At 62.6% G+C, this 24,719-nt stretch carries 22 protein-coding genes, 1 tRNA gene and 1 pseudogene; 8 read left to right on the top strand and 16 right to left on the bottom strand.

Annotation, left to right across the window (positions count from 1 at the left end):
* Positions 1-93: 93 nt before the first annotated feature.
* On the bottom strand, positions 94-1,164 hold the full coding sequence (gene chvE / locus X739_RS144145) for a multiple monosaccharide ABC transporter substrate-binding protein (protein ID WP_015319282.1): 1,071 nt from the start codon (positions 1,162-1,164) through the stop codon (positions 94-96).
* A 291-nt stretch (positions 1,165-1,455) separates the two neighbouring features.
* On the opposite strand from chvE, the gene X739_RS144150 reads away from it, so the two are divergent.
* Entirely contained in the window at positions 1,456-2,445 is a 990-nt protein-coding gene (locus X739_RS144150; RefSeq protein WP_023772973.1) for a LysR family transcriptional regulator, read from the top strand.
* Between the two features lie 86 nt (positions 2,446-2,531).
* Here the strand turns inward: X739_RS144150 and X739_RS1000000169455 are convergent, their stop codons facing one another.
* Positions 2,532-2,798, bottom strand: a complete 267-nt coding sequence (locus X739_RS1000000169455; protein ID WP_023795379.1) for a hypothetical protein — start codon at positions 2,796-2,798, stop codon at positions 2,532-2,534.
* Positions 2,799-3,134: 336 nt separating this feature from the next.
* On the opposite strand from X739_RS1000000169455, the gene X739_RS144160 reads away from it, so the two are divergent.
* Positions 3,135-3,896, top strand: coding sequence for a Stf0 family sulfotransferase (locus tag X739_RS144160; protein WP_023772971.1), 762 nt, complete (start codon positions 3,135-3,137; stop codon positions 3,894-3,896).
* Between the two features lie 97 nt (positions 3,897-3,993).
* Here X739_RS144160 and X739_RS01000000166400 read toward each other — a convergent pair.
* Positions 3,994-4,214 (bottom strand): annotated as a pseudogene (locus X739_RS01000000166400) (hypothetical protein).
* A gap of 712 nt (positions 4,215-4,926) precedes the next feature.
* On the opposite strand from X739_RS01000000166400, the gene X739_RS144170 reads away from it, so the two are divergent.
* Positions 4,927-5,133: a hypothetical protein gene (locus X739_RS144170; protein ID WP_032924360.1), complete on the top strand. Its 207-nt coding sequence runs from the start codon at positions 4,927-4,929 to the stop codon at positions 5,131-5,133.
* Positions 5,134-5,709: 576 nt separating this feature from the next.
* Here X739_RS144170 and X739_RS144175 read toward each other — a convergent pair.
* The 9 genes from X739_RS144175 to X739_RS144215 all read right to left on the bottom strand — a co-directional run bounded on the left by X739_RS144175 (position 5,710) and on the right by X739_RS144215 (position 14,423).
* Positions 5,710-5,783, bottom strand: a tRNA-Gly gene (locus X739_RS144175).
* Between the two features lie 52 nt (positions 5,784-5,835).
* Positions 5,836-7,767: an acyltransferase family protein gene (locus X739_RS144180; RefSeq protein WP_023771003.1), complete on the bottom strand. Its 1,932-nt coding sequence runs from the start codon at positions 7,765-7,767 to the stop codon at positions 5,836-5,838.
* A 206-nt stretch (positions 7,768-7,973) separates the two neighbouring features.
* On the bottom strand, positions 7,974-9,464 hold the full coding sequence (locus X739_RS144185) for a hypothetical protein (protein ID WP_023771002.1): 1,491 nt from the start codon (positions 9,462-9,464) through the stop codon (positions 7,974-7,976).
* Positions 9,461-9,937 carry a GtrA family protein gene (locus X739_RS144190; protein WP_245273917.1) on the bottom strand — a complete coding sequence of 159 codons (477 nt, stop codon included), beginning with the start codon at positions 9,935-9,937 and terminating at the stop codon, positions 9,461-9,463. The genes X739_RS144185 and X739_RS144190 overlap by 4 nt, the downstream gene beginning before the upstream one ends.
* 14 nt (positions 9,938-9,951) lie before the next feature.
* Complete coding sequence (locus tag X739_RS144195) at positions 9,952-10,980, bottom strand: glycosyltransferase family 2 protein (protein WP_023771000.1); 1,029 nt, start codon at positions 10,978-10,980, stop codon at positions 9,952-9,954.
* 115 nt (positions 10,981-11,095) lie between these two features.
* Positions 11,096-12,526 (bottom strand): HAMP domain-containing sensor histidine kinase, encoded by a 1,431-nt coding sequence (locus X739_RS144200; RefSeq protein ID WP_023795378.1) that lies wholly within the window; start codon positions 12,524-12,526, stop codon positions 11,096-11,098.
* Positions 12,523-13,197: a response regulator transcription factor gene (locus X739_RS144205; protein WP_023795377.1), complete on the bottom strand. Its 675-nt coding sequence runs from the start codon at positions 13,195-13,197 to the stop codon at positions 12,523-12,525. Before X739_RS144205 ends, X739_RS144200 begins: the two co-directional genes overlap by 4 nt.
* 46 nt (positions 13,198-13,243) lie before the next feature.
* Entirely contained in the window at positions 13,244-13,543 is a 300-nt protein-coding gene (locus tag X739_RS144210) for a hypothetical protein (RefSeq protein WP_245273921.1), read from the bottom strand.
* A gap of 262 nt (positions 13,544-13,805) precedes the next feature.
* Positions 13,806-14,423 carry an outer membrane protein gene (locus X739_RS144215; RefSeq protein WP_023795375.1) on the bottom strand — a complete coding sequence of 206 codons (618 nt, stop codon included), beginning with the start codon at positions 14,421-14,423 and terminating at the stop codon, positions 13,806-13,808.
* A 475-nt stretch (positions 14,424-14,898) separates the two neighbouring features.
* On the opposite strand from X739_RS144215, the gene X739_RS144220 reads away from it, so the two are divergent.
* Positions 14,899-15,162, top strand: a complete 264-nt coding sequence (locus X739_RS144220) for a DUF6460 domain-containing protein (protein ID WP_023770995.1) — start codon at positions 14,899-14,901, stop codon at positions 15,160-15,162.
* Positions 15,163-15,165: 3 nt separating this feature from the next.
* On the opposite strand, the gene X739_RS144225 is transcribed toward X739_RS144220, so the two are convergent.
* Positions 15,166-16,068: a histone deacetylase gene (locus X739_RS144225; RefSeq protein ID WP_023782186.1), complete on the bottom strand. Its 903-nt coding sequence runs from the start codon at positions 16,066-16,068 to the stop codon at positions 15,166-15,168.
* A gap of 130 nt (positions 16,069-16,198) precedes the next feature.
* On the opposite strand from X739_RS144225, the gene X739_RS144230 reads away from it, so the two are divergent.
* Entirely contained in the window at positions 16,199-17,539 is a 1,341-nt protein-coding gene (locus X739_RS144230) for an MATE family efflux transporter (protein WP_023795374.1), read from the top strand.
* Here the strand turns inward: X739_RS144230 and X739_RS144235 are convergent.
* Positions 17,532-18,611, bottom strand: coding sequence for a quinone-dependent dihydroorotate dehydrogenase (locus X739_RS144235; RefSeq protein ID WP_023770992.1), 1,080 nt, complete (start codon positions 18,609-18,611; stop codon positions 17,532-17,534). The two genes, X739_RS144230 and X739_RS144235, sit on opposite strands and share 8 nt — an antisense overlap.
* Entirely contained in the window at positions 18,608-18,958 is a 351-nt protein-coding gene (locus X739_RS144240) for a DUF952 domain-containing protein (protein ID WP_023795373.1), read from the bottom strand. The genes X739_RS144235 and X739_RS144240 overlap by 4 nt, the downstream gene beginning before the upstream one ends.
* Before the next feature lie 107 nt (positions 18,959-19,065).
* Here X739_RS144240 and X739_RS144245 point away from each other — a divergent pair, with 107 nt between their 5' ends.
* Entirely contained in the window at positions 19,066-19,500 is a 435-nt protein-coding gene (locus X739_RS144245; RefSeq protein WP_023770990.1) for a hypothetical protein, read from the top strand.
* Positions 19,501-19,622: 122 nt separating this feature from the next.
* Positions 19,623-20,282: a response regulator transcription factor gene (locus X739_RS144250; protein WP_023770989.1), complete on the top strand. Its 660-nt coding sequence runs from the start codon at positions 19,623-19,625 to the stop codon at positions 20,280-20,282.
* Positions 20,283-20,413: 131 nt separating this feature from the next.
* Here X739_RS144250 and X739_RS144255 read toward each other — a convergent pair whose 3' ends face one another.
* The gene (locus X739_RS144255; protein ID WP_023795372.1) at positions 20,414-23,995 is read right to left on the bottom strand and encodes a PAS domain-containing hybrid sensor histidine kinase/response regulator; all 3,582 of its coding nucleotides are present in this window, start codon (positions 23,993-23,995) and stop codon (positions 20,414-20,416) included.
* A gap of 249 nt (positions 23,996-24,244) precedes the next feature.
* On the opposite strand from X739_RS144255, the gene mscL reads away from it, so the two are divergent.
* Complete coding sequence (gene mscL, locus X739_RS144260) at positions 24,245-24,667, top strand: large conductance mechanosensitive channel protein MscL (RefSeq protein WP_023770987.1); 423 nt, start codon at positions 24,245-24,247, stop codon at positions 24,665-24,667.
* The last annotated feature ends 52 nt before the right edge of the window (positions 24,668-24,719 follow it).

Here is a 24,719-nt window from a genome sequence, read left to right as displayed (position 1 = left end):
GAATGGCTCTAGGCCGGTAGAAACAATACCGGGGCCGCTTGTGAACGAAAAGGGGCCCTGCGTCGCGCAGGACCCCTGTCTTTGTAACCGGGATTACTTCAGGTCTTCGGCCTTGATGTAGCCGGAGTCGACGACCAGGGCCTGGTAGTTCGACTTGTCGACCTCATGCGGGGTCAGCAGGATCGAGGGAACCACCTTGACGTCGTTGTTGTAGGTCTTTTCGTCGAGGCCTTCCGGCTTGCCGCCGGAGAGCACCTTGTCGACCAGCTGCACCGTGGCCTTGGCCAGTTCGCGGGTATCCTTGAACACGGTCGAGTACTGCTCGCCCGAGATGATCAGCTTGACCGAGGCGGTCTCGGCGTCCTGACCGGTCACGATTGGCCAGGGCTGTGCGTCGGTGCCGTAACCGACAGCGCGCAGCGAGGCGGTGATGCCGCGCGACAGGCCGTCATAGGGCGACAGAACGCCATCGACGCGGCTGCCGTCCGAGTAGTTGGCCGAGAGAAGGTTGTCCATGCGCGCCTGGGCGGTGGCGGCGAGCCAGCGCAGCGTGCCGACCTTGTCCATGCCGGTCTGGCCGGACTTGATCTTGATCGAGCCGTCGTCGATCAGCGGCTGCAAGACGGAGATCGCGCCATTGTAGAAGAAGAAGGCGTTGTTGTCGTCGGGCGAGCCGCCGAACAGTTCGACGTTCCACGGCTTGGTGTTCGGGAAACGCTCCTTGAGACCCTTGACCAGGGAATTCGCCTGGATCACGCCGACGCCGAAATTGTCGAAGGTGGTGTAATAGTCGACATTCTTGGTCTTCTTGATCAGGCGGTCATAAGCGACGACGACGACGCCCGCGTCGTTCGCCTTCTGCAGCGCATCCGAAAGGGTGGTGCCATCGATGGAGGCGATGATCAGCGCCTTCGGACCCTTGGTGATTTCGTTTTCCAGCTGGCTGAGCTGGTTGGGGATGTCGTCCTGCGCGTATTGCAGGTCGACAGTGTAGCCGAGCGCCTCGAGCTGGGATTTGACGGCGTCGCCGTCATTGATCCAGCGTTGCGAGGTCTTGGTCGGCATCAGCACGCCGACAAGACCCTTGTCGGCCGCGTGCGCCTGATAGGTCATGGCAGCGATGCCAAGGGCCGCCACGGCGGCCAGCGTCTTGATAATCTTCACATTACTCTCCCTGGTTGATGGACGCGACACCTCGGGGCTTCGCGGGCCGCGCAGCCAGACAGGAGCGCAAACGCGCCGCTGTCGGCATTATCGATCTCCGGTATCCTCCCAATCGGCTCCGCGACGCGGTTCAATCGATACGATTTTGATCGCCACCGACCCGTGCGCCTCGGAACGCGCGAAGGGTGGGTCCCTTTGCCATAACTGTCAAATGCGATCTTTGGTGGTTGCTATACCGAAATCGGTATGATCTAGCATCCGGAAAGCAATCGGCGAGAAAGCTGGGAGATCATGGCGGCATTGCGCGATCCCGATGCGATTCCAGTAAGTTACGAGAAGCTCCCGGGAGACGGGGAGACACTCCTGCGCAGTGGCTTGAGCTTGCGCCACATGCGCATGATCGCCGCCCTCGACGATCACGGACGGGTGAGCGCCGCGGCCCAGGTCATGAACATCTCCCAGCCGGCCGCTTCGCGCATGATCGCCGAGATGGAGGCGGTGCTCGACGTGAAGCTGTGCGAACGGCTGCCGCGCGGGGTGACCCTCACTCCCTATGGCCAGGCGCTTGCCAGGCGCGCCCGCTCGATCCTGCTCGAGATGCTCGAAGCCGACCGCGAGATTGCCGAGCTCAAGGCCGGCAAGGGCGGTTCGGTGTTCCTCGGCGCCGTGACCGCGCCGGCGATCGAATTGGCGGTGCCGGCGATCCGTGAAATCCGCCGCATCTACCCGCGCATCGAGATCACCATGCAGGTCGAGACGTCGAACGTGCTCGCCCGCGAGCTGATCGCCTCGCGCCACGACTTCATCATCGCCCGCATTCCCGACGACCTCAATCCACGACTGTTCGAATCCCGTGTGATCGGCGTCGAGAAGGCCTGCCTGATCGTGCGCCGCGGCCACCCGCTCGCCGGAGGCAATGTGGTGCGGCTGGAAGACACCGCTGCCTATGACTGGGTCTTCCAGTCGGGCGGTTCGCCCTTGCGTCAGGCGATGGAGAGCAACTTCCTGAACCGCAACATCGCGCTGCCGGACCGGATCTTGAACACCAGTTCACTGCTGCTCACACTTGTCATGGTCGCGCAATCCGATGCCATCGCGCCGGTCTCGGTGCAAGTGGCGAAGTTCATCCAGAACCCGGACGGGCTTGCCGGCGCCATCGATGTCGTCCAAACCGAATTCGACATCGAGGTCAGACCCTACAGCCTGATCACCGTCAGGAATCGCGTCCTGTCGCCGGCCGCCAAGATGCTGCATGATTTCATCCTGCGCGAAGTGGGGTGATGGAACGAGAACCGCTGCCGCACGTTCAAGCCGTTTCGGCATGCGCGCTGGAGCCCGTTGCGGGCGAGGGAACGAGGTGTCGAAGATCAACAACTCGGGAGGTTTTTATGGAACGTCGGTTGTTTCTTACTGGAATGCTTGGCGTCGCGGGGGCAGTGGCGTTTGCGAGCGTGGCCGGACCCGGCCCCGCGGTAGCCGGTGTTCCCCAGGGAAACGGAATTCTCGATGAACTGGACAAGCCGGATCCGGCTGTCTTCGAAGGGGATGACGCGGTCGAGGTGGAGCAGGTCTCGCATCGCGACTGGCATTTTCGCCGCCATCATGGCCACGATGGCTACTGGCGTCGTCGCCACGGGCGTCGCCGCGGCTGGAGACGAGTTTGCCGCAGCTACTGGCGCCATGGCCGCCGTCGCACCCGCTGCTGGCGCGAGCGCGTCTGGCTCCGCATTGGGCTATAATCGCTTCGTGCTGACGCATAGGCCGGCCACCACAGGTGGCCGGCACCTGTGTTCGGGCTCTTCAAGTGCAGGAAACTCGCACTTTTGCCTTGCTGCCGCCGAATCGGCGGAACCATATAAGCCTTTGTCCGTTTAAACCTGTTTAAGCGGAGCTTTGACCATGCCGAGGGACCATCAAGAAGAACGGCATTCTGCAATCAAGATCATGCGAGCCGTGGAGAAGCGGCACGCATGAAGGGCGTCGCGATACTGACCGAAGCCCGCAGCGGCTCCGAATGGCTTGGCAGTCTAACGAACAGCACGGGACTGTTGGGCAAGTCGGCCGAGTGGCTCGACACGGCCAATCTGGGGTGCAAGCCGAAATCCTTCGATGACCTGATGTCCGCCGTGATCGATCGCGGCGCAACCGCAAACGGCACGTTCGCCGTGAAACTGTTTCCACGACATCTTCACTGGTCGCAGGCCAGATATGGAGCTGACTTCCTCGCTGAATGCAGCCGGCGCCATTCCATGGGCTTGGTCCTGCTGGAGCGGCGGGACCGCCTTCGCCAAGCGATTTCCTATTGCCGGGCAAAGGCGTCGGGGTGTTGGAAAAGCACGATGGACGGCGCCGATCTGGTTCCGCGATACGACTTCGCTGGCATCTGCCAGGCCTATTTCCTGATCGAGCAGAGCTATGCCTTCTGGGAAGCTTACCTGCGGCTGGCCGATCTGGCATACGATCACTTTTTTTATGAGGATCTGTTGGACGATCCTCGGCCGTACGTTGCGTCGGTGGCCCGGCAGTTGTCGGTTGAAATGCCGGACGGAGAGTTCGAAACGAATTTACGGCTGCAGCGGGACGATCTCACCGAAGATTGGGCGGAGCGGTTCCGCAACGACGTCAAATCGGAAGACCTCCTGGCGCATCTGCCCAGGAAGGTGGCGCCGCGGAACATCAACAACCTCGCCCGGTTCCTCCTCAAGAAGCAGATGCTAACCGGACAGGCCTAGGGGAGACAGGTCACGTGGCATGAAGTGCCTGATCACGAGCCGCTGAAGCCGGAAGCCGTCAAAGAGTCCTGAAGCACAAGAAGCGTCAACGACTCTCCTATCCCGTCAAACCGGGTTGGAAATGCACTATGGCATCAAGGATGGTGCGATAGAGGCTGTCGACTTCGTCGTCGATCTCCCCCGCTTGATGCCGACTGCCTTTGCATCGGCGATGAGCTTGTGCGTGAGTTCGTCAACGGAGATTACATCCGCGGGTGCGGTCTCAGGGACGTTGTTCGCGATCCATTGGTCAAGGAAGTTGATGCCACGCGTGCTCATGTGGCCCTCATCCGGACAACGTAAGCGAAGGTCCGCTTCTCGCCCTTCAACTCCGTGACACGTAGCCAGTTTTCTTCCTGGCGCCTGAATGTGACAGGCTTGCCAGCATGTGCTTCCGCCGCTTTGAAAGGCAACGGTGCTGTGACTATGCTCGATGACATAGCCGATCCGGCGGCCATGACCTCGACCCGATACTGCGGCATCCGAGCTCCCCGCGATTTGTTCTCTCATCGCGGTTCAATTAGTTAAAGCTAAAATAGTTCCGGAACATCGTGGCCGAGCGGCGTCGTTCAAACGCACGAGCAAAGAAGACAACGCGACGTTAGGTTCCGGTGCCGCACGGCCCGGCAGCCAACCTGAAAATCTCAAGCTTCTCGCTGTAAGACAGCCGTACCCTTTGACCGCATCGCTTACAGGTGAAAGTCGTTACGGACTTGACCCAGGAGCCTTTCCTGACCAGTGGGGTTTTGCAGCTTGGACACTGAAAGGTTAGGTTTTGGTCGAGCAACTGCTTGGATAGAGCCATTTCATCTTCTCCCAGATGAAATGAGCATGCAAGACTGCTGCCAGAGCGCGTGTGCTGGAACGACACAGTGGGGGCTAAGGCCGCTGGCGCGTGTCTCCGGCGCCTTCTTTGAACTCGCGAGCTGGCAAGGAACCAAAGCGGAAAATAAGTATTTCCTAATGGAAGGGCTACGACGGACCCGACACAATGGATGTGCATTTCGAACTGGAACTAGCTAAGGCCAGGCTAGGTGTGAGCCAAGCTGAATCCGAACTGAAACGTCTCGAGCGGATAATGGATAAGCGCTATGGCGTGGGCATCGATCTTGCCCTCTGCGACACGATGAGAGTCGCCCAGCGCCGTGTCAGCGAAGCAAGAGAGCACCTGACGAGGATCAAGGCGGGCAACGCCTGATGTCCCCTTAAAAAAGCAGACGCCCGCGCGTGAGCCAGCGGGCCTCTAAGCTTTCGATGGGGATAGTGAGGAGGTCGGCCCGGCCGTCGAGGCGGAAAGACGTTCGCGCTTATTCCAAACAGGCTTCTGGTAAATCTTCTTCATAGTCGCTCCCTCGCTTTACCCTGGGCGCTCAATTGCCCAGTGCCCGCAAGCCAGCCACACCGACCGGGTCGGTGTGGCTCTTGGTCAATCGCCGGCGCCCGCGATCACCAGTTCGGCCGCCGGACAAAAGCCGCTACCCATGAACAGCAGCACGACCATTGCGAATAGAATAGTCCGCATGCCGGGCCGTCGGAAAAAACGGTAGTGTGCTGAGAGTTCTGCAAATTCGCTGAGAGAGGGCGGTCATGGCAGGCTGGTGATGTTCAACGTCACCTGATTCCCGCGACGGAACGCCACCATGACCATGACCGAAGATAAATCCGCCATCGCTGCCGTCAAAGACATTCTGCTTTCGAAGCCGGATGAGCAGCCCGGCTGTCGGAAAGCGCTGCAAGCGGTTGTGAATCTACTTCGAGCCCTTGCAGCGCAAGCTGGAGCGGGTAGCGGGAATCGAACCCGCGCGTTCAGCTTGGGAAGCTGACAGGCTACCATTACATCATACCCGCGCTGCAGCCTCGTTACCATGACGGCATGGCTTCGGGCAATCGCAAACCGGCCTCACAAGGCGGGCTTCGCCAGCTCACCGGTGAGGGTCGGCGTTGGTTCCCTGGCCTTTGCGACTTCGCCGCCGGCGGCGAAGCTCGGCCAGTATTTCGAGATGGCCAGCGTCGCGCCGGCGGAAGAGAAATGGCCATAGTCGAAATAGAGAAACTGCTTGCTGCCGGCATCCGCATAGGAGCAACCGGTGGCGTCGCACAGATAGGTGAGCGGGTCGATGAAGGTCGCGCCGTTGGCGAAGAGTTGCACCTGCTTGTTGATGTCGGGATCCATGGCCATCGGCCAGGACGTATTCGCGGCGCCTTCGTGTTTTGCAAAGAAGGCGATCTTCTGGACGTCGGCGATGAACTCCGGAGACTGGCCGATGACATAGACCTTGACGCCCATGGCGCGCAGCCGGTCGATCGTCGTCTGCAGTCCGTCGAAGCCCCTGGCCTGGTAGTCGGTCCATCGACCGCTCAGGATCACCGCCTGGATGTTCGCATCGCGGATGATCGACAGCGCCCGTTCGTTGAAGCGGGTGCAGGCCGGCCGGGCATAGGAAAAATAGCTCAGGTTGGGTGGGCAGCCGGCATAGGTATATTGGACGACGTTGGCCTGGATTTTCTGCGCGTTGGCTTCCAGGCCCGATACGTAGTGAGCCGCGAAGGAATCGCCCCACAGCAGCACATTGGTGGCAAAGCCGTGCGTGCGCGTGCAGTCGGCAAGGTTCCAATCCTCGATCCGGCTCGCACCCTCATTGAAGCAGACACCGTTGCGCCAGTCGCCCACCAGGATCCGTTGCGTCGAGAAATCCGGGAACCGCTGCGGAAAGCCCTTGCCCAGCACACCGGCCAGGCCGCCGACGCACAGCAGGGCGATCGCCGTCGCCGAAAAGGCGAAGATCGGCAGCGGGGCGGTGAAGGCCCGCTTCTGCCGGAAAGGCTGCTCGACATACTTCCACGAGAAGGTCGCCAGGGCGACGCTGGCCACCGTCATCGCGACGATCATCGGCACCGAGATGGCTTTCAGCGAGAGGTAGTGGACGAAGGAGTTGATCGGCCAGTGAACAAGGTAGAGCGAATAGGAGATGAAGCCGATCCAGACCATCGGGGCGAACTGAAGCACACGGGTGGCGAGGGGCACGGGTCGGTTCGCATGGTTCTGGCCCGCATAGATCAGCAGGGCCGTTCCGACGCAGGGAAACAGGGCATTATAGCCCGGAAATGGGTCGCTCTCCGAAATCGTCAGGAAGCCGAAGCCAAGCAGTGCAAAGCCGGCCAGGCCAATCAGTTCCGTCGCCGGCCGGCTGGCAAGTGGCGGCGGCCTTTTCAGCATCAGCATGGCGCCCAGCGCCAGCTCCCAGATGCGTGTCGGCAGCAGGTAGAAGCCGGCGGTCGGCGCCAGCGTGGTCGCCATCACCGCCAGGGCAAAACTGCCGATGGTGATGGGCAGAAGTATCGTCAGCCAGCGCTTCGAGGCATAGCGGTAGATCAGATAAACCAGGATCGGCGCGAAGATGTAGTACTGTTCCTCGACCGAAAGCGACCATGTGTGCAGCAGTGGCCGCAGTTCGGCGTCGATCGAAAAATAGTTCGTCGTCTTCCAGAAATAGATGTTCGACCAGAAGGTCGAGGCAGCGATCACGCTGAGGCTGAATTCGTGCATGTCCGACGGCAGGAGGATGAACCATGCCGCGATGCTTGCAAGCAGGATGACGAAGGTCAGCGCCGGCAGGATGCGCCGTGCGCGGCGCCAGTAGAAGCGGCCGATCGAAAACTGGCCGCGCTCGAGATCATCCAGCAAGCTGCCGCTGATCAGATAGCCCGATATGACAAAGAAAATATCGACGCCGGTAAACCCCCCTGGGATGGCGGACACGCCAAAATGAAAGAGCACTACGGGTAGCACCGCAACGGCCCGTAGGCCGTCGATGTCGCGCCTGTAGTTCATTCGGACAGTCCGCGGCTCGCCGCCCGCCGATCTCGTGCGAAGCACGCCACGCCGCTCATGCGCCGATGCCCTGATTGTGCGAAAAATCGTGACGCGTGGGGTTCACAGGCTCTCCTCTGCGAAACGATTTTGCTGCACTGCAACATGAGTGTCAAGCCGGAACGCCGTGCTTTGAACGCCGGCGAAGCCGGTTTGGATGCGGCCGATCAGGTTGCCGGCAGGTAGATCACGGCATAGTCATCGGCATAGGCCCGCTTCCAGCCCAACTCGGCGAAGAAGGGGATGCGAGTATCCGCGGCTGTAAGCAGTGCCCAGCCGATCGCGTATTTCTTCAACTGGGCCTCGAGCAGTGGTTTTCCCCCGGTCTGCCCCATCGCCTCATCCGCTTTCGTGAACCCGCCCAGGAACAGCTGGTCCGTCCTGCCGTCGACATAGGTCTTGATGTCGTGGAAAATCAGTGTGCCGCCGAAATTGTAGGAATTCAGCACATTGCCTGCGAGGTGGTGATCCCTGGCGAACGCAAGAGCGCCGCTGGCTGATGTCTTCGGGCTCGGCGCGACCTGGTAGGCATTGTTGAGCGCAAGGATCGCAACGACCAGCGACACCGCCGTCGCGCCGCGGAGCAGACGGAACCGGCTGGCGAGGAATTTTTCCAGTCCGTCGCGCTCTTCATTCAGCCAGGCGCTTGCGGACAGGGTGGGATATTGGCGCGCGACCTCGACCGCGACCACCAGGGGAACAAGCAGGAAGAACAGATAGACGAACCGCAGATGCGAAAGGTAGACGTGCAAGGTGAAGACGATGAACAACGCCTTGGCCCAGCCGATCCGTAGCCTCGATGTCAGAAGCCCGAAAAAGGCCAGCAGTGTCGCGGCTTCCTGGAGGACCTGTTCCTGGGCATTGAACGGCCGCCACTCCAGGATCAGCGGCACAGCCTCATTGCCATAGGCGACGGTGAGCGTGGCCAGGATGGCCTGCACGCCATAAGGGTTTATCAGGCTGACCAACGGACAGAGCAGGCCAAACGCCACCCACTTCGCCAAAAGTGCGGGTTTCGACAGGCCGGTGCGCGCCAGGAGATCGAGGCCGGCGAAGGCAGCGATGATGAAGCTCAGGGTGAACGTGGCATGCAGGTTCGCCCACAATACGACCAGACCGAGCAGCCAGAGCGGCGGGGCCTTCTCGTCCCGCGCGGCACGAAACAGCATCGTCGTCCAGACGACGATGATCGGCAAGGTGAAGACGTGCGGGCGCGCCGTATAGATCGGGCTGATCAGGAATGCCGCGACGAATGCCAGCGCTACGGCCAGGACCGGTTTCAGATGCGCGCTGAGGAACCATCCCGACAGGAAGACCGCGAGACAGATCGTGCCGATGATCAGCGTGACGACGCCGTTCCAGCCGCCCGCGCTGTAGGCAAGGGCCAGCAGAACCTGCCCCAGCCATTCCTTGGCGATCCACGGTTGGCCGGCAAAGGTGTAGGAATAGGTGTCGACGGTCGGAAGCGTTCCGTTTGCCAGGAAATCCAGCCCCACTTTGACATGCCACCAGCTGTCGGGGTCCTGCAGGGTTGCGCTGGCAAAGGTTGCCAGAACCGTCGCCATGACACCCGCGCCGATCAGGCATAATATCAGCCTGGCGCGCTGTGCGTCCTCGAGCGGCGAGAACACCGGAACGATTGCCTCGACCTTGTTCATGTCGCCGCTCCAGGGGATTTCATGTCGATCGCGATCAAGACAGTGTCCTTTGCCGCGCCGACGAAGACGAAACGGGCCGAGCCGAGATAGAAGAGGACCGAGTAGAGGCAGTTTCCCGCCAGATGGACAAACGGATTTTCGACGATGCCGGCGGACATGGCGGCGACCACTATCGTCAGATTTGCGGTATAAGCCACAACGAAGGCAAGCGCATACCGCACGGCCGTGCCGGAGCGAAAACCGCCCGCACGGCCGAAGGTCCAGCGGCGGTTGAGGAAGAAGCCAAGGACAAGGCCGCCGGCATAGCCGGTCATGTTGGCGGCGATGTCGCCAAGGCCCAGCTTCAGCCCAGCCAGGATAAGACAATAGCCCAGAGCCGTGTTGAGCAGCCCGACCGCGCCGAACCGCAGCATTCTTGAAAAGCCGGCCGCAACAGCCGACCATATCCTGCCCATGGCGTTGCCGTTACCCACGGTCGACCCTTGCCTCAACGACGCGCCGCCCGTTTCACTATTTCCTGGAGGCGGTGGACTGGCAGGTCCTGGTCCTCGCCCGCCGCCTGGCTTCGTGAAACGATCTCGTTGATGAAATAAAGCGGTCGCCGCTTCGTCTCCATGTACATGCGGCCGAGATACTCGCCGAAAATGCCCAGCACCAGAAGTTGGACGCTGCCCAGGATAAGCATGATCGCGGCAAGGCTCGTCCAGCCCGGCAGAACATTGCCGATAGACCATTCGAACAGCGTATAGCCAAGCACGACCAGGCCGAGCAGGCCGAACATCATGCCCAGCAGCGAAGCGAAGCGCAAAGGCACGATCGAAAAGCTGGTCATTGCGTCGACCGCCAGAAGAACCATCTTCTTCAACGGGTAGTGCGTGGCGCCGGCAAAGCGCCGCTGCCGTTCATAGGGGAAGGCGACCTGCCTCAGCCCGATCCAGCTCACCATGCCGCGAATGAACCTGTAGCGTTCGGGCATCGCGACAAGATGGTCCAGCGCGCGGCGGCTCATCAGCCGGAAATCTCCGGAGTCCGGCGCGATCTCGACATCGACCATCCGGCCGAGCAGGCGGTAGAACATCGAGGCGGAGGCCAGCTTGAACCAGCTTTCGCCCTCCCGTTTCACCCTTTGGCCGTAGACGACGTCAAAGCCTTCATCCATCTTCGCCATCATCGCGCCAAGCAGTTCGGGCGGATCCTGGAGGTCGGCGTCGAGAATGAGGATGCGTTGGCCGCGGCAGAATTCCAGCCCAGCGCTCAAGGCGATCTGATGGCCGTAGTTGCGGGCAAGGTCGATGGCGACCACATGGTCGTCCTTTTCGGCCAGTTCGAAAATGGCCTCACGGGTGCCGTCGGTCGCTCCATCGATGACGAGAACGACCTCGTAGGAGAGGCTTTGCTCGAGGCATGCCGCGCTGACGCGTCGATGAAGCTCCGCCACGCCGTCGCGCTCATTGTAGCAAGGCACGACGACCGACAACATGGGTGCGCGGTGCGCGCCGATTTTTCCCGTTCCCACCAAAGCCTGGCTCCCCGCTTTGGAATGGCAATAGCGGCAATTGGTTAGAAAACAGAAAACAGGTAGCTAGGGGGTCGCGCGGCCGCCACGCTTTTGGGGCCGCCGGTGGCACGTATCACGAACGAACCGGCAGTTCCATGCGGATGCGGGCACCGCGCCATGAGCCCGCCAGGATCCGGATTGTTCCCTCGTGCAGCAGAGCGATCTGCCGGGCGAGGTCCAGCCCCAACCCCGCCCCGCGCGACTGCGGCTGCAGGCGATAGAAGGGCTCGAAGACATTCTCCCGCTCGTCCACGGGGATGCCCGGGCCTTCGTCGCGCACTTCGATGCCGCCAGTCCTGTCGATCGCAAGCGTGATGGTGCCGGCGCCGCCGCCATGCTCGATGGCATTGCGCACGAGGTTGGCGAGCGCCCGCTCGATCTGCAGCACGTTGACATCGACGCGTGTCTTGTCGGGCGAAGGCTCGAAGGCAAGGTCGTAGCCGGCCTCGATGGCGAGCGGCGCGAAGTCGGCCGCCACCCGTCTGACCAGATCATCGAGATCAACGATCTCGCGCTGGTCCGATGGGCGGTCGAGCAATTGATGGTCGAGCAGTTGCTGCGCAAGGTGCGACAGGCGCTCGATGTCATGCAGCAGCCGCGCGCTTTGCGGCTCCTGCCGCAGCAACTCGGCGCGGGTGCGCAGGATGGCGATCGGCGTGCGCAATTCGTGGGCCGCGTCGGTGAGGAAACGGTTGTGCCGGTCGTACCCCTGCGCGAGGCGGGCCAAAGCATCGTTGAAGGCATGCACCAGCGGCGCGATTTCCTGCGGCACGTGCTTGACCGGCAACTGCATCGCGCGGGTTCCGATATCGATGCGGGCAGCTTGGCGGACGGTTTCGACCAGGCCGGCAAAGGAGCGGCGCACGACGGCCGGTGTCGTCACCAGCGTGATCGCGCCCATGACGAGGACGATGGGCAACAGCAGGATCGCGACGACGAGCGCAAGCGCCGGCAGCGCGCGCTCCCAATTCCTGCTGCCGTCCGAATATCGGGCGACCTCCACCGTGGCCGAAATGTTGATCTCGAGCCCGTCGGTCTCCTGGCGCGAGGACTGCGTCGCGGCGATGATCCGGACCGCGCCGGCCCTGGTCGAAGCGTTTTCGATATACGCTTCCGGCCGCATGTCCTTGTCGGAGAATCCGATCGTGGCGTGGTCTGCCTCGCCGAGTAGGCCGCCGAAGTCCTTGGTGTAGACATCCGGTATCGTGCCGGAACGGACGCTCTGCCCGTGATCGTCGCGAACGATGTACCAGACATTGGGGAAGCTCCGGCGAAACGCCGCAAGATCTTCCGTTTCACGCACAATCAGGCCGCCGTCCTTGTCGCGTTCGACGGCATCCTTGACGGCCGCGACGGCAGCCTCGTTGTCGATGAGCAGGCTCGGATTGGCGATCCAAAGGGCTGCCGCGCAAAGCACGATGAAGAGGAGCAGCGTCGCGGCCTGCAGCAGGATCAGCCGGCGGATCAGGATCCATTGCAGCGAGCGCGGGCGCACCTTCTTCACGACGCCGCCCGCAGGAGGTAACCAAGGTTGCGGATCGCCCGGATCTCGATGCCGGCCGCGACGTCTTCGAGTTTGCGGCGCAGCCGCGAGACGTGCGCGTCGAGCGCATTCGAGCCGATCTCGTCGTCCAGGGCGTAGACGGCCTCCTCGAGTGCGCCGCGCATGATGGTCCGGCCCGGCCGGCGGATAAGCGTTTCAAGCACCAGCCTTTCACGCCGTGGCAAATCGAGCGTCTGATCCGCGACCAGCGCCTCGCGATGGCGGAAATCATAGGTGAGGCGGCCAACCATCGTCTGGTTGGCGCGCGAGGCGAACGAGCGCCGGTGCAGGGCATGGAGCCGCGCGACGAGTTCCACCGTGGCGAAGGGCTTGACCATGTAATCGTCGGCGCCGGCATCGAGCCCGGCAACCCGGTCGTCCAACCCGCTCATCGCCGTCAGCGCGATGACAGGCACATCCAGATGCAAGGCACGCAGGCGCGGGATCAGGCTGAGGCCGTCGCCATCCGGCAGCCGGCGATCCAACACCACGGCGTCGTGATGGCCCAGACGAGCCACCGCCTCGGCGTCGGCCAAGGTAGCGGCATGATCGACGATGATGTCCAGACGCTCCAGAGCGGCCTTCAGCACGGACGCCATTTCCGGTTCGTCCTCGATCAGCAGGACGCGCATCGGCGTTCTCCTTCACCCGCCGCCACAGGATTTGCAGCGCCGCCGTTCATTCGCATTCCAGCTTTGGCCGGCGGAAATTGGTGACGAACCAGCGGTCGCCGGAAGCGCGGGCATAAAATGTGTAGAAGCATTCCTGACGCTCGATATAGCCGGGCGTGTCGGTCTCTTCATAGATGGTTCCGTGTTTTGTGTGGCGAACCTCGCCGCTGGACGTTCCGGAAACCGCGGACGTCGAGACCTGGCGCCACTGATAGGCGCGCTCTCCCTGGCCGAGGTCGATGACCGCCGTTGGCGGACCGTAATCCAGAACGACCGATTCGACCGGTCGTCCGACATAGTTCTTCATGATGTCGGAGGCGCAGCCCGCCAAGGCGAATGCGATCGCTATGAACAGTAGCTTGGTCGTCCGTAGGCCGGGGCGATGCGTGGACATTGCTGTTCCCATGGTGAAAATTCACGCAAGAAACCTAGATTGCGAACATTACATCGACATTGCGACAAGCATGGAATGCTCCTTGCATCGAGGAAACGTCAGCGTCCGGACATCAACAACAAGACCGCGCGATGCCGTTGGGGCCATCGCGCGATCGAGGTCGGTCGCCTGCTGTTTAGAACCGGTAGTCGATGCCGGCTTTCAACTCATGGCTGCCGATCGTCTCCTTGGACCCGCCAAGCGCCGATGTCGTTTCCACCCCGGGGGTGCGGACATAGTCGTACTCGACCTTGGCCGAGAGGCCGCCGGCGAAGCCCAGCTCGATGCCGGCGCCGACGAGGTAACCCATCTTCCAGTCGTCGCTGCTCCTTACGCCGTCACCCTTGTCGAACTTGGTCATGGCCACGCCGCCGGTTCCGAACAGCAGGGTCTGGTCGAAACTCACGCCGGCCTTCGCCTTGGCCGCTCCGCGCCATTTTTCCTTGATCTTGCCGCCCCGGACATCGTGTTCGGCGCCGCCTAGATAGGAGCCTTCGATCTCGGCGCCGAGAACCGCTGAGCCCATCTGCTGGTTGTAGCCGGCCTGGACGCCGCCGCTGAAGCCGTTTCGACCGGCGAACGGGTTCGGCATCCTCGTGAAGGCCGTACCGCCGTGGATGCCGACATAGGCGCCGCTCCACTGGAAGGCGGGGGGATCATTGTAGGTGGGGGAAAAGTCGGCGGCCGTCGCCGGACGGAGAAGACAAAGGGCGATGGCACTCGCCGTCAGGACGATCTTTGCTTGAGGGGACACTACATTACTCCAACACGAACGCGCATCGGTGTCCGACACGCTGGTTAACTGTTGTGGACCCTGACCCTTCGGCGGTCAGGCTCCGATCGGCGTCTTTCAGGGATGGCTGCGCGGTTCCGGCGACCGGATTTAACCGGCTGTGGCGGGGCAGAGCGCCGTGCGGTCCGTCACCTGAAAGACGCCCGATATCTCGCAAGCGAAAATTGCACGCACATTGCGCAAAACTGGAGAATGACGATTTTGTGCTTTGTTTTCAATAAATTAAATTGAAACTGTTTACCTGTATTTAAGAATTGCGGCCTTCCGGAAGCCACACGGCCCGGCGCTTGAGCGGTTGGGACTCCCGATGGCGCCCACCATCTGATCGCGGCTTATCAATTCCCCCGCACCGGCCCCTGCGGCTTGATGGATGGCCGCCAAGCACGTATCTCTGCGCGGTGCCCATGGGTCCGGGCATCTCAATCGGGAGACGGCCTTGTCCGCACTGACGCGCTTTCTCGGCGACTCGCCGCTCAGGATTATTCTGAAGCTGCTGGTGGTATCCTTTCTCGTCGGCCTGGTCATGAACGCGTTCGGTTGGTCGCCGATGGACGTGTTCTACGGCATCCAGAAGTTCTTCATTGATCTATGGAATCTCGGCTTCCACGCCATCGACCGCTTCCTCGGCTACATCCTGCTCGGTGCCGCGATCGTGGTGCCGGCCTTCATCCTGCTCAGGATCGCCAACTACCGGAAGTGACCTTCAGGCATAGCCCGATGCGACCTCGAACAGGACGGCGTGGCGCGCGGCAAGTGCCGGCACATCGATGGAATAGCCGCCGCCGATGACACCGCACACGGGAATGCCGAGCGCCCGGAAATGGCCGACGACCATCCTGTCGCGGGCGCGCAGGCCCTTGTCGGAAAGCGACAGCCTGCCGAGCCGGTCCTCGGCATGGACGTCGACGCCCGCATTGTAGAAGACGATGTCCCAACGCGCCCCGGCCGACAGCTCCGGCAGGATGGAATCGAGCCTTTCGACATAGGCGGCGTCGCCCGTGCCGTCGGGCAGGGCAACGTCAAGGTCGGAGGCGATCTTACGCACGGGGTAGTTCCGCTCGCCATGCATGGAGAAGGTGAACACGCGTGGCTCGTCGCCCAGAATATCCGCCGTGCCGTCGCCCTGGTGCACGTCGAGATCGACCACCAGGATATTGTGTGCCGCGCCCTCTTCAAGCAGGACCAGCGAGGCGACGGCGACGTCGTTGAAAGTGCAGAAGCCGGCGCCTTGCGCGCGCCGCGCATGATGGCTGCCGCCGGCGGTGTTGCAGGCGATACCGTGACGCAAGGCAAGCCGCGCCGCCGCCACCGTGCCACCGGTGGCAAGCTGCGCGCGCAACGAGACGCGCGGGCCGACCGGAAAGCCGATCTCGCGCTCGATTTTTTCCGGGACCGAACAACTGATGACCTGCTCGACATAATCTGCCGCATGGGCGAGCTTAAGCCACGACGCAGGCGCGGGTTCGGCTGTGTTGAGCGCCCCGGCTCCGGCCAGGCCGCGTGCTCGCAGGGTCTCCATCAGCAGCGGATATTTGCTCATCGGAAAGCGATGGCTGGTCGCGAAGCCGGCGTCGTAGTCGGGATGGTGGACGATCTGCAGGGGCATGAACTGGGTCGGACGGTTTCGCCAGAGCGGGATTTCGGTTGGCCGCCGCGGAAGGGCGATTGCGCGGTGGCCGGAAAATGGGGCACATCGGTTCCCCGATCAAGCCGCAAATCAGCAAGGCAGCAATCCTTTGGACAAGGGCGCCATCCCAGCCGACGCCAAAGTATTTTCCGTCACCAACCGGTCGGTGCTTGCCATCGCCGTGCCGATGACGCTCGCCTATCTGACGACGCCGCTGCTCGGCCTCGTCGATACGGCTGTTGTCGGCCAGTTCGGTGACGCCGCCTTGCTTGGCGGCCTGGCCGCCGGCGCGCTGGCTTTCGACGTCGTCTTCACCACCTTCAATTTCCTGCGCTCGGGCACCACCGGCCTAGTCGCCCAGGCCTTTGGGCGTGGCGACGCGCTGGAGGAACAGGCGGTGTTCTGGCGCGCCGTGCTGATCGCGGTCGTCGCTGGCGTCGTGCTGGCAGCGCTTTCACCGCTTATCGCCGTTGGCGGCCGGTGGTTCATGGATGCCGGGCCGCGCGTCAGCGACGCGATGGGCGTCTACATCAGGATCAGGCTGCTTGCCGCCCCGTTCTCCCTGATCAACTACGCCATCCTCGGTTACGTGCTGGGGCGCGGCGAGGGCGGGCTCGGCTTGATCCTCCAACTGGTGCTGAACGGCACCAACATCGCGCTGTGCTTTCTGCTCGGCCTTGAGCTCGGCTGGGGTGTTTCCGGCGTCGCCTGGGCAACCGTCACCGGCGAATTGCTCGCCATGCTGCTTGGCCTCGCGATCGTGGTTCGCCGGTTCCGATCCACCCCGCCCTTGCCTCGGCAGCGCCTGCTCGATATGGGCGCCTTCCTGCGCATGCTGTCGCTCAACCGCGACATCATGATCCGCTCGTTCTCGCTGCTAGCCGCCTTCGCGCTGTTCACCCGTCAGGGCGCGCAGTTCGGCACGGTGACTCTGGCCGCCAATGCGGTGCTGATGAACTTCTTTCTCGTCGCCGGCTATTTCCTCGACGGGTTCGCTACCGCCGCCGAACAACTCGCCGGCCGTGCCGTCGGCGCGCGTGCCGAACAGCCCTTCCGGCGGGCAGTGCGGCTGACCCTGTTCTGGGGCCTTGGTCTGGCCGCTGTCGCGACGCTGGTGCTGCTCATGGCCGGCACCAACCTGATCGCCGTCGTAACGACGGCGCAGGAGGTCCGCGCCGTGGCCGATACCTACCTGCCTTGGGCGGCTTTCACCGCGCTGAGCGGTGTGCTCGCCTTCCAGATGGATGGTGTCTTCATCGGCGCGACCTGGTCGCGCGACATGCGCAACATGATGCTCTTGTCATTCCTTGCCTTTGCCGCCGCGCTGATCACGTTGGCGCCCGCCTTCGGCAATCACGGCCTGTGGGCGGCGCTGCACGTGTTTCTGCTGGTGCGGGGATTGAGCCTGCTGACAATTTTGCGGCTGCGGATGCAAACCGCGTTCAACTGAGCGGCTTCGACGTCCATCGGTCGAGATGGCTGTCGCGCAACTCGCGCATCGACCTGAGTTTTTCCGTCGCGGCAAAACGTGCCATCCCGGCGACGATCCGGCCCGGCAGCGCCGGTCCGCCATAAATCATGCCGGTATAGAGCTGGACGAGATCGGCGCCGGCACGGATCTTCTCCAGAGCCGTCTCCATTGAGTTGACACCGCCGACACCGATGATCGCCATCTCGGGCCCGAGCAGCTTGCGCATCCTGGCCAGCACGATGGTCGAGCGTTCGAATAGCGGCTTTCCCGAAAGCCCGCCTGTCTCTCGCGCGGCATCGTCGCCGCGCAGCACCGGCCGGGAAACGGTTGTGTTGGAAACGATGATGCCGTCGATCTGCTTTTCGATGACCTCGGCGGCGATATCTTCCAGCTCGGCCTCGGCCAGGTCCGGCGCGATCTTGAGGAAAATCGGCGGCTGCGCGGACGCTGCAGTGCGCGCGGCCATGACGCGCGACAGCAATTCGCCGAGTTGCTCGCGCGCCTGCATGGTGCGCAAGCCTGGTGTGTTGGGGGAGGAAATGTTGACGGCGAGATAGCTGGCATAAGCAGCAAAGCGAGAAACGCCGCTCTCGTAGTCGCCGACGCGGTCGGTGCTGTCCTTGTTGGCACCAATGTTGACGCCGACGATGCCGCCGCGTCCGATTCGCGCCACAAGCCGTTTTTCGGCGGCCGCATGGCCCTCATTGTTGAAGCCAAGCCGGTTGATGACTGCTTCATCCGACGTCAGCCGGAAGATGCGCGGCTTCGGGTTGCCGGCCTGCGGCAGCGGCGTCACCGTGCCGACTTCGGCAAAGCCAAAGCCGAGGCCAAGCAGCGCGTCGGGTACTTCGGCGTTCTTGTCGTAGCCAGCCGCCATCCCAAGTGGGTTCGGGAAATCGAGACCGCAAAGGCGGACCTTCAGCCTTGTATCGCGTACCGTCCGCGCGCCGCCCGGCAGGCCGCAGCGCAGTGCCGCGATCGACAGGCCATGCGCGGTTTCCGGATCGAAGGTGAACAGCAGTTTCTGGCCGATCCGGTCGAGCACGCTCATTGCCCCTCCAGAACCGGGAACTGGTGGGTACCGTCGGCCCCAAGCGGCAGCGGCTTGACCCAGAGCACCGCTTTCAGGTCGAGCACGCCGTAAAGATGCGGAAACAGCGCGCCGCCGCGCGAGATCTCGTATTTCAGCGCATCACCCAGGCTGGTTCCGTCGACGGCGACCAGCAGAAGGTCGGTCTGGCCCTGGAAATGCTTTGCCGCGGTTTCCCTGGCCTGCGCCGCCGTCGAAAAATGGATGAAGCCGTCGGCGATGTCGATCGGCGCTCCGGTGAAGCGGCCTTTGGCCTCGGCCTCGCGCCAAGGCGCTTGCGGAGTTATCTTGTAGATAATCTGTGACATGGTTGCGCTATAATCCGAACCAGTCGCGCGGGGAAGGCCACGCCAAGGGTCTTCCCCATTTCCGGCGCAAACATGCGATATTTGAGGCCTTGGCCATGGAGGACAACATGCGTCTGCAGCACATCTTGATCCCCGCCGCGCTCGTTTCGCTGGTCGCGGCTTCAGCTTATTCGGAAGAAACGGACCGCTACCGGCTGGAAAAGTCGGCCACCGGCTATATCCGCATGGATACGCAGACCGGCGCGATGTCGATCTGCGAGGAGCGTTCGGGCCAGCTCGTCTGCAAGATGGCGGCCGATGAACGCGCCGCCTACCAGGATGAGGTCGATCGCTTGCAGGCCTCGATGAAGGCGATGGACGAGCGCGTCACCAAGCTGGAGAATTCGCTCTCCGCCCGTCTCGAATCGAAACTGCCGAGCGAGGAGGATTTCAACACGACGATGAGCTACATGGAGCGCTTCCTGAAGAGCTTCATGGGCATCGTCAAGGATATGGACAAGGACAGTGGCGACGGCGGCCGGCTCAATTCGCAGAAGACCTGAGCGCCATAGACAAGGGAAAACGCGGCGCGCTGGCTTTGCCGCTTGAAACCAGTGCGCAGCCTCTCATAATCGTCCAACTGATCCCGCGAAAAGCAGTAAATCGGGGATTCGGGGAGGGACATTTGCCGTCAGGCTATTCTTTCGTCATCGCCGACGATCATCCGCTGTTTCGCGGCGCGCTGCGCGAGGCGCTTGCCGGCATCGGCAATGTCGCCGCCATCCATGAGGCAGGTGATTTCGAAAGCGCCAAGGCGCTGGTCGTGGCCAATGAAGATGTCGATCTGGTGCTGCTCGACCTGTCGATGCCCGGCGCCAGCGGCCTCTCCGGCCTGATCTCGTTGCGCGGTATCCATCCGGCGGTGCCGCTGGTCGTGGTGTCGGCGCATGACGACCCGGCGACCATACGGCGCGCGCTCGATCTCGGCGCCTCCGGTTTCATCTCCAAGTCGGCCAGCATGGAGGAAATCCGCGGCGCCGTGCAGTCGGTGCTTGCCGGCGATATCGCGGCACCTGTCGGCGTCGATCTCGGTGTCGAACGCGATCCCGAAATATCGGACCTGATCAAACGATTGCAGACGTTGACCCCACAGCAGACCCGGGTGCTCGGCATGCTGGCCGAGGGCCTGCTCAACAAGCAGATCGCTTATGAACTCAGCGTCTCCGAGGCGACGATCAAGGCGCACGTCTCGGCCATATTGCAAAAACTCGGCGTCGACAGTCGCACCCAGGCGGTGATCCTGCTGTCCAAGATAGGCAGTGACCCGCTGCGGCCGGCGGGCTGAGTGCCGGCTGCTTGGCTCAGTTGGAACTTACCTTCGGCTCGCCGCATCGGCCTATTCCGAGGCGCTCGCCGACATGTTCCGCGCCTATCCCAAAACCCTGGGGCACCAAATCTGGTCCTGGCGCTTCGACGTCACTCCGCCGCCCGCACCATCGGCCTGAACCTGGCCATCATCGAACGCAGCACCGCCGGCTTCAACGGCTTGTTGATCATCGGGATGTCCAGGCCTGCCGCGGCTGCTCGTACCTCATTGGAACGGTCGGCCGTGACCAGCACGGCCGGCAGGTCGTCGCCGTGAGTGGCTCGCAGCCTGATAATGATGTCGAGACCGGTTTCGCGGTCGAGATGGTAGTCGGCAAGCACGATGTCCGGACGGTCGATCGCGGCCCTCTCCAGATCCTCCGAGCCGGTCACCGTGGCTACATTGCAGCCCCAGCCCTCGAGCAGCAGCCGCATGCCCTCGAGGATACGGATGTCATTGTCGATGCACAGCACATTCAGGCCGGAGAGCGAAGCCGTCGCGCGGGCAGGCGCCTTGGTCTCGACCTCGCGTCGCGGCACCTGCGCGGCCGCCACCGGCAGGATGACGGAAAACCGCGTGCCCTTGCCCGGGTTGGAGAAGATACGAATCTCAACCCGCAACACCCTTGCGATGCGGTCGACGATCGAAAGGCCAAGACCAAGACCTTCTGCTTCGCGTGCGCCTTCGTCCAGTCGGGTGAACTCATGGAAGACGGTGTTCAGCTTGTCACCGGCGATGCCAATGCCGGTGTCGATGATCTGGATCTCCGCCAGTTCGCCGCGCCGCCGCACGCCGACCAGGATGCGGCCCTGGCGCGTGTACTTGATGGCATTGGAAACCAGGTTCTGGATCAGGCGGCGCAACAGGTTGCGGTCCGTCATCACGGTCAGTGAGGAAGCTATGATGATCAGCTCGAGCTTCTTTGCTGCGGCCATCGGTCGAAAGTCATTGCCGATCTGGCTGAGCAGCCCGTCGAGGTTGAAGGCGGTATCGTCCGGCTTCATGGCGCCGGCATCGAGGCGCGAGATGTCGAGCACGGCGCCGAGAATGGTCTCGACCGATTCCAGCGAGGATTCGATGTTGATGGCAGCCTTGCCCGCCGGACCCTTGCCGGCCTTCTCGATCAGCGAGGAGCAATAGAGCCGGGCGGCGTTCAAGGGCTGCAGGATGTCGTGACCGGCGGCGGCAAGGAAGCGCGTCTTGCCGAGATTGGCCTCTTCGGCGAGCATCTGGGCCTGCGCCAGTTCCTCGTTGACCCGGGTCAATTCCTCGTTGACCCCAGTCAGTTCGATGGTGCGGGTCTTGACGCGCTGCTCCAGNTCGTTGACCCGGGTCAATTCCTCGTTGACCCCAGTCAGTTCGATGGTGCGGGTCTTGACGCGCTGCTCCAGTGATTCATTGGCACTTTTCAGCGCGAGATCCTGTTCGACGCGGCCGGAAATGTCGGCATAGGTGGCGACAATGCCGCCGTCAGGCATCGGGTTGGAGCGCAGTTCGAGGATGCGGCCGCTGGTCTTCAGCTCCATCTGCCAGGGGCTGACGAAGCTGGTCAGCCGGTTGAGCATCGTCACGCGCTGGTCGGTGGGAATGTCGCCGCGTTCGGCCAGATGGCGAAGGATCTGGTCGAGCGAAACGCCGACCTGGCCCATCTCGTCGGGCAGGTCGAACAGCGCCCGGTACTGGCGGTTCCAGCAGATCAGCCGGAAATCGCGGTCGAAGACGGTAATGCCTTGCTCCATCTGGTCGAGCGCGATCTGCAGCAGGTCGCGGTTGTGCTGCAGCGCTTCCGTGGCGTCGTCGAGCAGGCGGAAGGCGTCGCGGGATTCGCGGTCGTGGCGCCGGAACAGCAGCGACAGGATCAACCGTGCCGAGGAGGAGCCGACGGCGCTGGCCAAAAGCTGCTCGGAAAAGCGGATGACGTCCATGCTGGCCTGCTCGTTGCCATGCAGCGAGGTACCGTTGCTCTTCTCGAAAGATTGAAACGACCGCTCGGTCCGTTCGACGCCGAGATAGCGTGCGATCGTATCCTTGAGGTCGTTGACGGTGATGGCGGTGCGGAAGCGGCGCAGGCTCGGCATCGGTCCGGCTTCACGAGGCACGAAGATTGAGGCCTGGATGCGCTCCAGCGGCACCGACGCGCGCGACAGTGAGCCGAAGACGAAGAACAGCGCGTTGACCGACAGGCTCCACAGCACGCCGTGGTTCAGCGGCTCGGCGACGGTGCCGAACAATGCCTGCGGCCGCAGTGCCTCGAAGCCGAACAGTCCGTGGACGATGATGCCAGTATCGGGCGCGACGAGCGACGGCACCAGCAGCGTGTAGCCCCAGACCAGGATGCCGGCGACCATGCCGAGTGCGGCACCGCGGCCATTGGCGCCGCGCCAGATCAGCCCCCCGATCAGGGCAGGGGCGAACTGCGCGATCGCCGCGAAGGACATCAGGCCGATCGAGGACAGCCGGGCGCTGTTGGTGCTCTCGCGATAGTAGAGAAAGGCGATGAACAAAAGGATGAAGATCGACGCCCGCCGCACGTTGAGGATGAGCGTCGACCAATCCTCGTTCTCGGAAGTGGTCGTCCGCAACAGCCGGCGCACGAACAGCGGGATGATCAGGTCGTTGGAGATCATGATCGACAGCGCCACGCTCTCGACGATGACCATGGCGGTTGCCGCCGACAAGCCGCCGATGAAGGCGGTCATGGCCAGGAAATCGTGGCCGCTGAACAGCGGCAGCGACAGCACGTAAAGGTCGCTGCTCGTCCTCGCGCCGACCAGCGTCAGGCCGGCAAAGGCGATCGGCAGCACGAACAGGTTGATCGCCACGAGATACAGCGGGAACACCCAGGTCGCGGTGCGCAGTTCGGCCTCGCTGCGGTTCTCGACGATAGTGACGTAGAACTGCCGCGGCAAAAGGATGATGGCAAAGCCGCTCAGGCACGTCAGCACCAGCCAGGTGGCCAGCGATGTCGAATAGCCCATTGCCTGCCGCACCTGGCCGTTCTCGGCCAGCCGGTCGAACATGTCGCCGGGGCCGCCAAAGATCAGGAAGGTGACCGTGAGGCCGATGGCCAGGAAGGCGGCAAGCTTGACCACGGTCTCGACCGCCACCGCCAGCACCAGCCCGTCCTGGTGTTCGGTGGCATCGGCATGGCGCGTGCCGAACAGGACCGCGAACAGCGCAAGCAGCATGGCGACAACCAGCGAGATGTCGCTGACAAACGGATCGAAGGACGGCGGCGACCCAGTATAATGCTCGACCATCAGGCTGACCGAGCCGGAGATCGCCTTCAATTGCAGCGCGATATAGGGCACGGCCCCGATCGTGGCGATCAGCGTGGCGATCGCGGCCACGGTGAAGCTCTTGCCGTAACGCGCGCCGAGGAAATCGGCGACCGAGGTGATCTTCTCGGTCTTGGCCAGCCGCACGATGCGGTTGAGCAAGGGAAAGCCGAACACGAACACCAGCACCGGGCCGGTATAGATGCCGAGGAACTCGAGGCCGCGTTCCGAGGAAAGGCCGACCGAGCCGAAGAAGGTCCAGGACGTGCAATAAATGGCAAGGCTGAGCGAATAGATGAAAGGTCGCGCCCGGCTGGGCCCTGACAAGGCAGAGCGGCGGTCGCCCAGGCTGGCGATGGCGAACAGCAGCGTCACATAGGCGATCGCGATGATGACGATGAACAAGCCCTGCACGCCGGCAAGATCCTCCTGCGCCGATTTTCACCTGGCCGGGTCAGACGCAACCACAGCTTGGGCGCCAAGTCCATCGCGGCTTTCGGCGCATGCGGCGGTGATTTCCGGCGGGTTGCCCTCGGGGTAGGGCGAAAGCGGTTGTTTTCCTCTTTTAGCCAATGGTGCAACCCAAGGTTTTTGTTATGGTGCCCCTAGGGCGATGCCGTAAGGACGGAACGGCAGCACGGCCGGTCGGGACAGGAGGGTCGAATGCTGAGAGAATTTCAGGAATTCATTTCCAAGGGCAACGTGATGGACTTGGCCGTTGGCGTCATCATCGGCGCTTCCTTTGGCACTATCGTCAAGTCACTCGTCGACGACGTCATCATGCCGATTGTCGGTGCGATCTTCGGCGGACTGGATTTCAACAATTATTTCCTGCCCCTGTCCTTGGACAACAAGGCTACGACGCTGGCTGATGCCAAGGCGCACGGCGCCGTGCTCGCCTACGGCAGCTTTATTACCGCGGTGCTGAACTTCCTTATCCTCGCCTTCATCATCTTCCTCATGGTCAAGGCTGTGAACAATTTGCGCAGGCGGCTTGAGCGCGAGAAGCCCGCGCCAGCGGCCGCGCCACCGCCGGCCGATGTGCAGCTTTTGACCGAAATCCGCGATCTGTTGGCCAGGCGATAGACGGATAGGGTTCTTCTGGACCAAAACCCCGGTCGTTGGCGGCCGGGGTTTT

The organism is Mesorhizobium sp. LNHC209A00 (assembly GCF_000502915.1).
Lineage (GTDB): Bacteria > Pseudomonadota > Alphaproteobacteria > Rhizobiales > Rhizobiaceae > Mesorhizobium.
This window is presented reverse-complemented; position numbering and strand designations above follow the sequence as displayed.

Coding starts and splice junctions, on each gene's coding strand:
- X739_RS144150 (WP_023772973.1), top strand. CDS start 1,456: ATGGCGGCATTGCGCGATCCCGATGCGATTCCAGTAAGTTACGAGAAG.
- X739_RS144160 (WP_023772971.1), top strand. CDS start 3,135: ATGAAGGGCGTCGCGATACTGACCGAAGCCCGCAGCGGCTCCGAATGG.
- X739_RS144170 (WP_032924360.1), top strand. CDS start 4,927: ATGGATGTGCATTTCGAACTGGAACTAGCTAAGGCCAGGCTAGGTGTG.
- X739_RS144180 (WP_023771003.1), bottom strand. CDS start 7,767: ATGAACTACAGGCGCGACATCGACGGCCTACGGGCCGTTGCGGTGCTA.
- X739_RS144185 (WP_023771002.1), bottom strand. CDS start 9,464: ATGAACAAGGTCGAGGCAATCGTTCCGGTGTTCTCGCCGCTCGAGGAC.
- X739_RS144205 (WP_023795377.1), bottom strand. CDS start 13,197: ATGCGCGTCCTGCTGATCGAGGACGAACCGGAAATGGCGTCCGTGCTG.
- X739_RS144210 (WP_245273921.1), bottom strand. CDS start 13,543: ATGAAGAACTATGTCGGACGACCGGTCGAATCGGTCGTTCTGGATTAC.
- X739_RS144225 (WP_023782186.1), bottom strand. CDS start 16,068: ATGCCCCTGCAGATCGTCCACCATCCCGACTACGACGCCGGCTTCGCG.
- X739_RS144235 (WP_023770992.1), bottom strand. CDS start 18,611: ATGAGCGTGCTCGACCGGATCGGCCAGAAACTGCTGTTCACCTTCGAT.
- X739_RS144240 (WP_023795373.1), bottom strand. CDS start 18,958: ATGTCACAGATTATCTACAAGATAACTCCGCAAGCGCCTTGGCGCGAG.
- X739_RS144245 (WP_023770990.1), top strand. CDS start 19,066: ATGCGTCTGCAGCACATCTTGATCCCCGCCGCGCTCGTTTCGCTGGTC.
- mscL (WP_023770987.1), top strand. CDS start 24,245: ATGCTGAGAGAATTTCAGGAATTCATTTCCAAGGGCAACGTGATGGAC.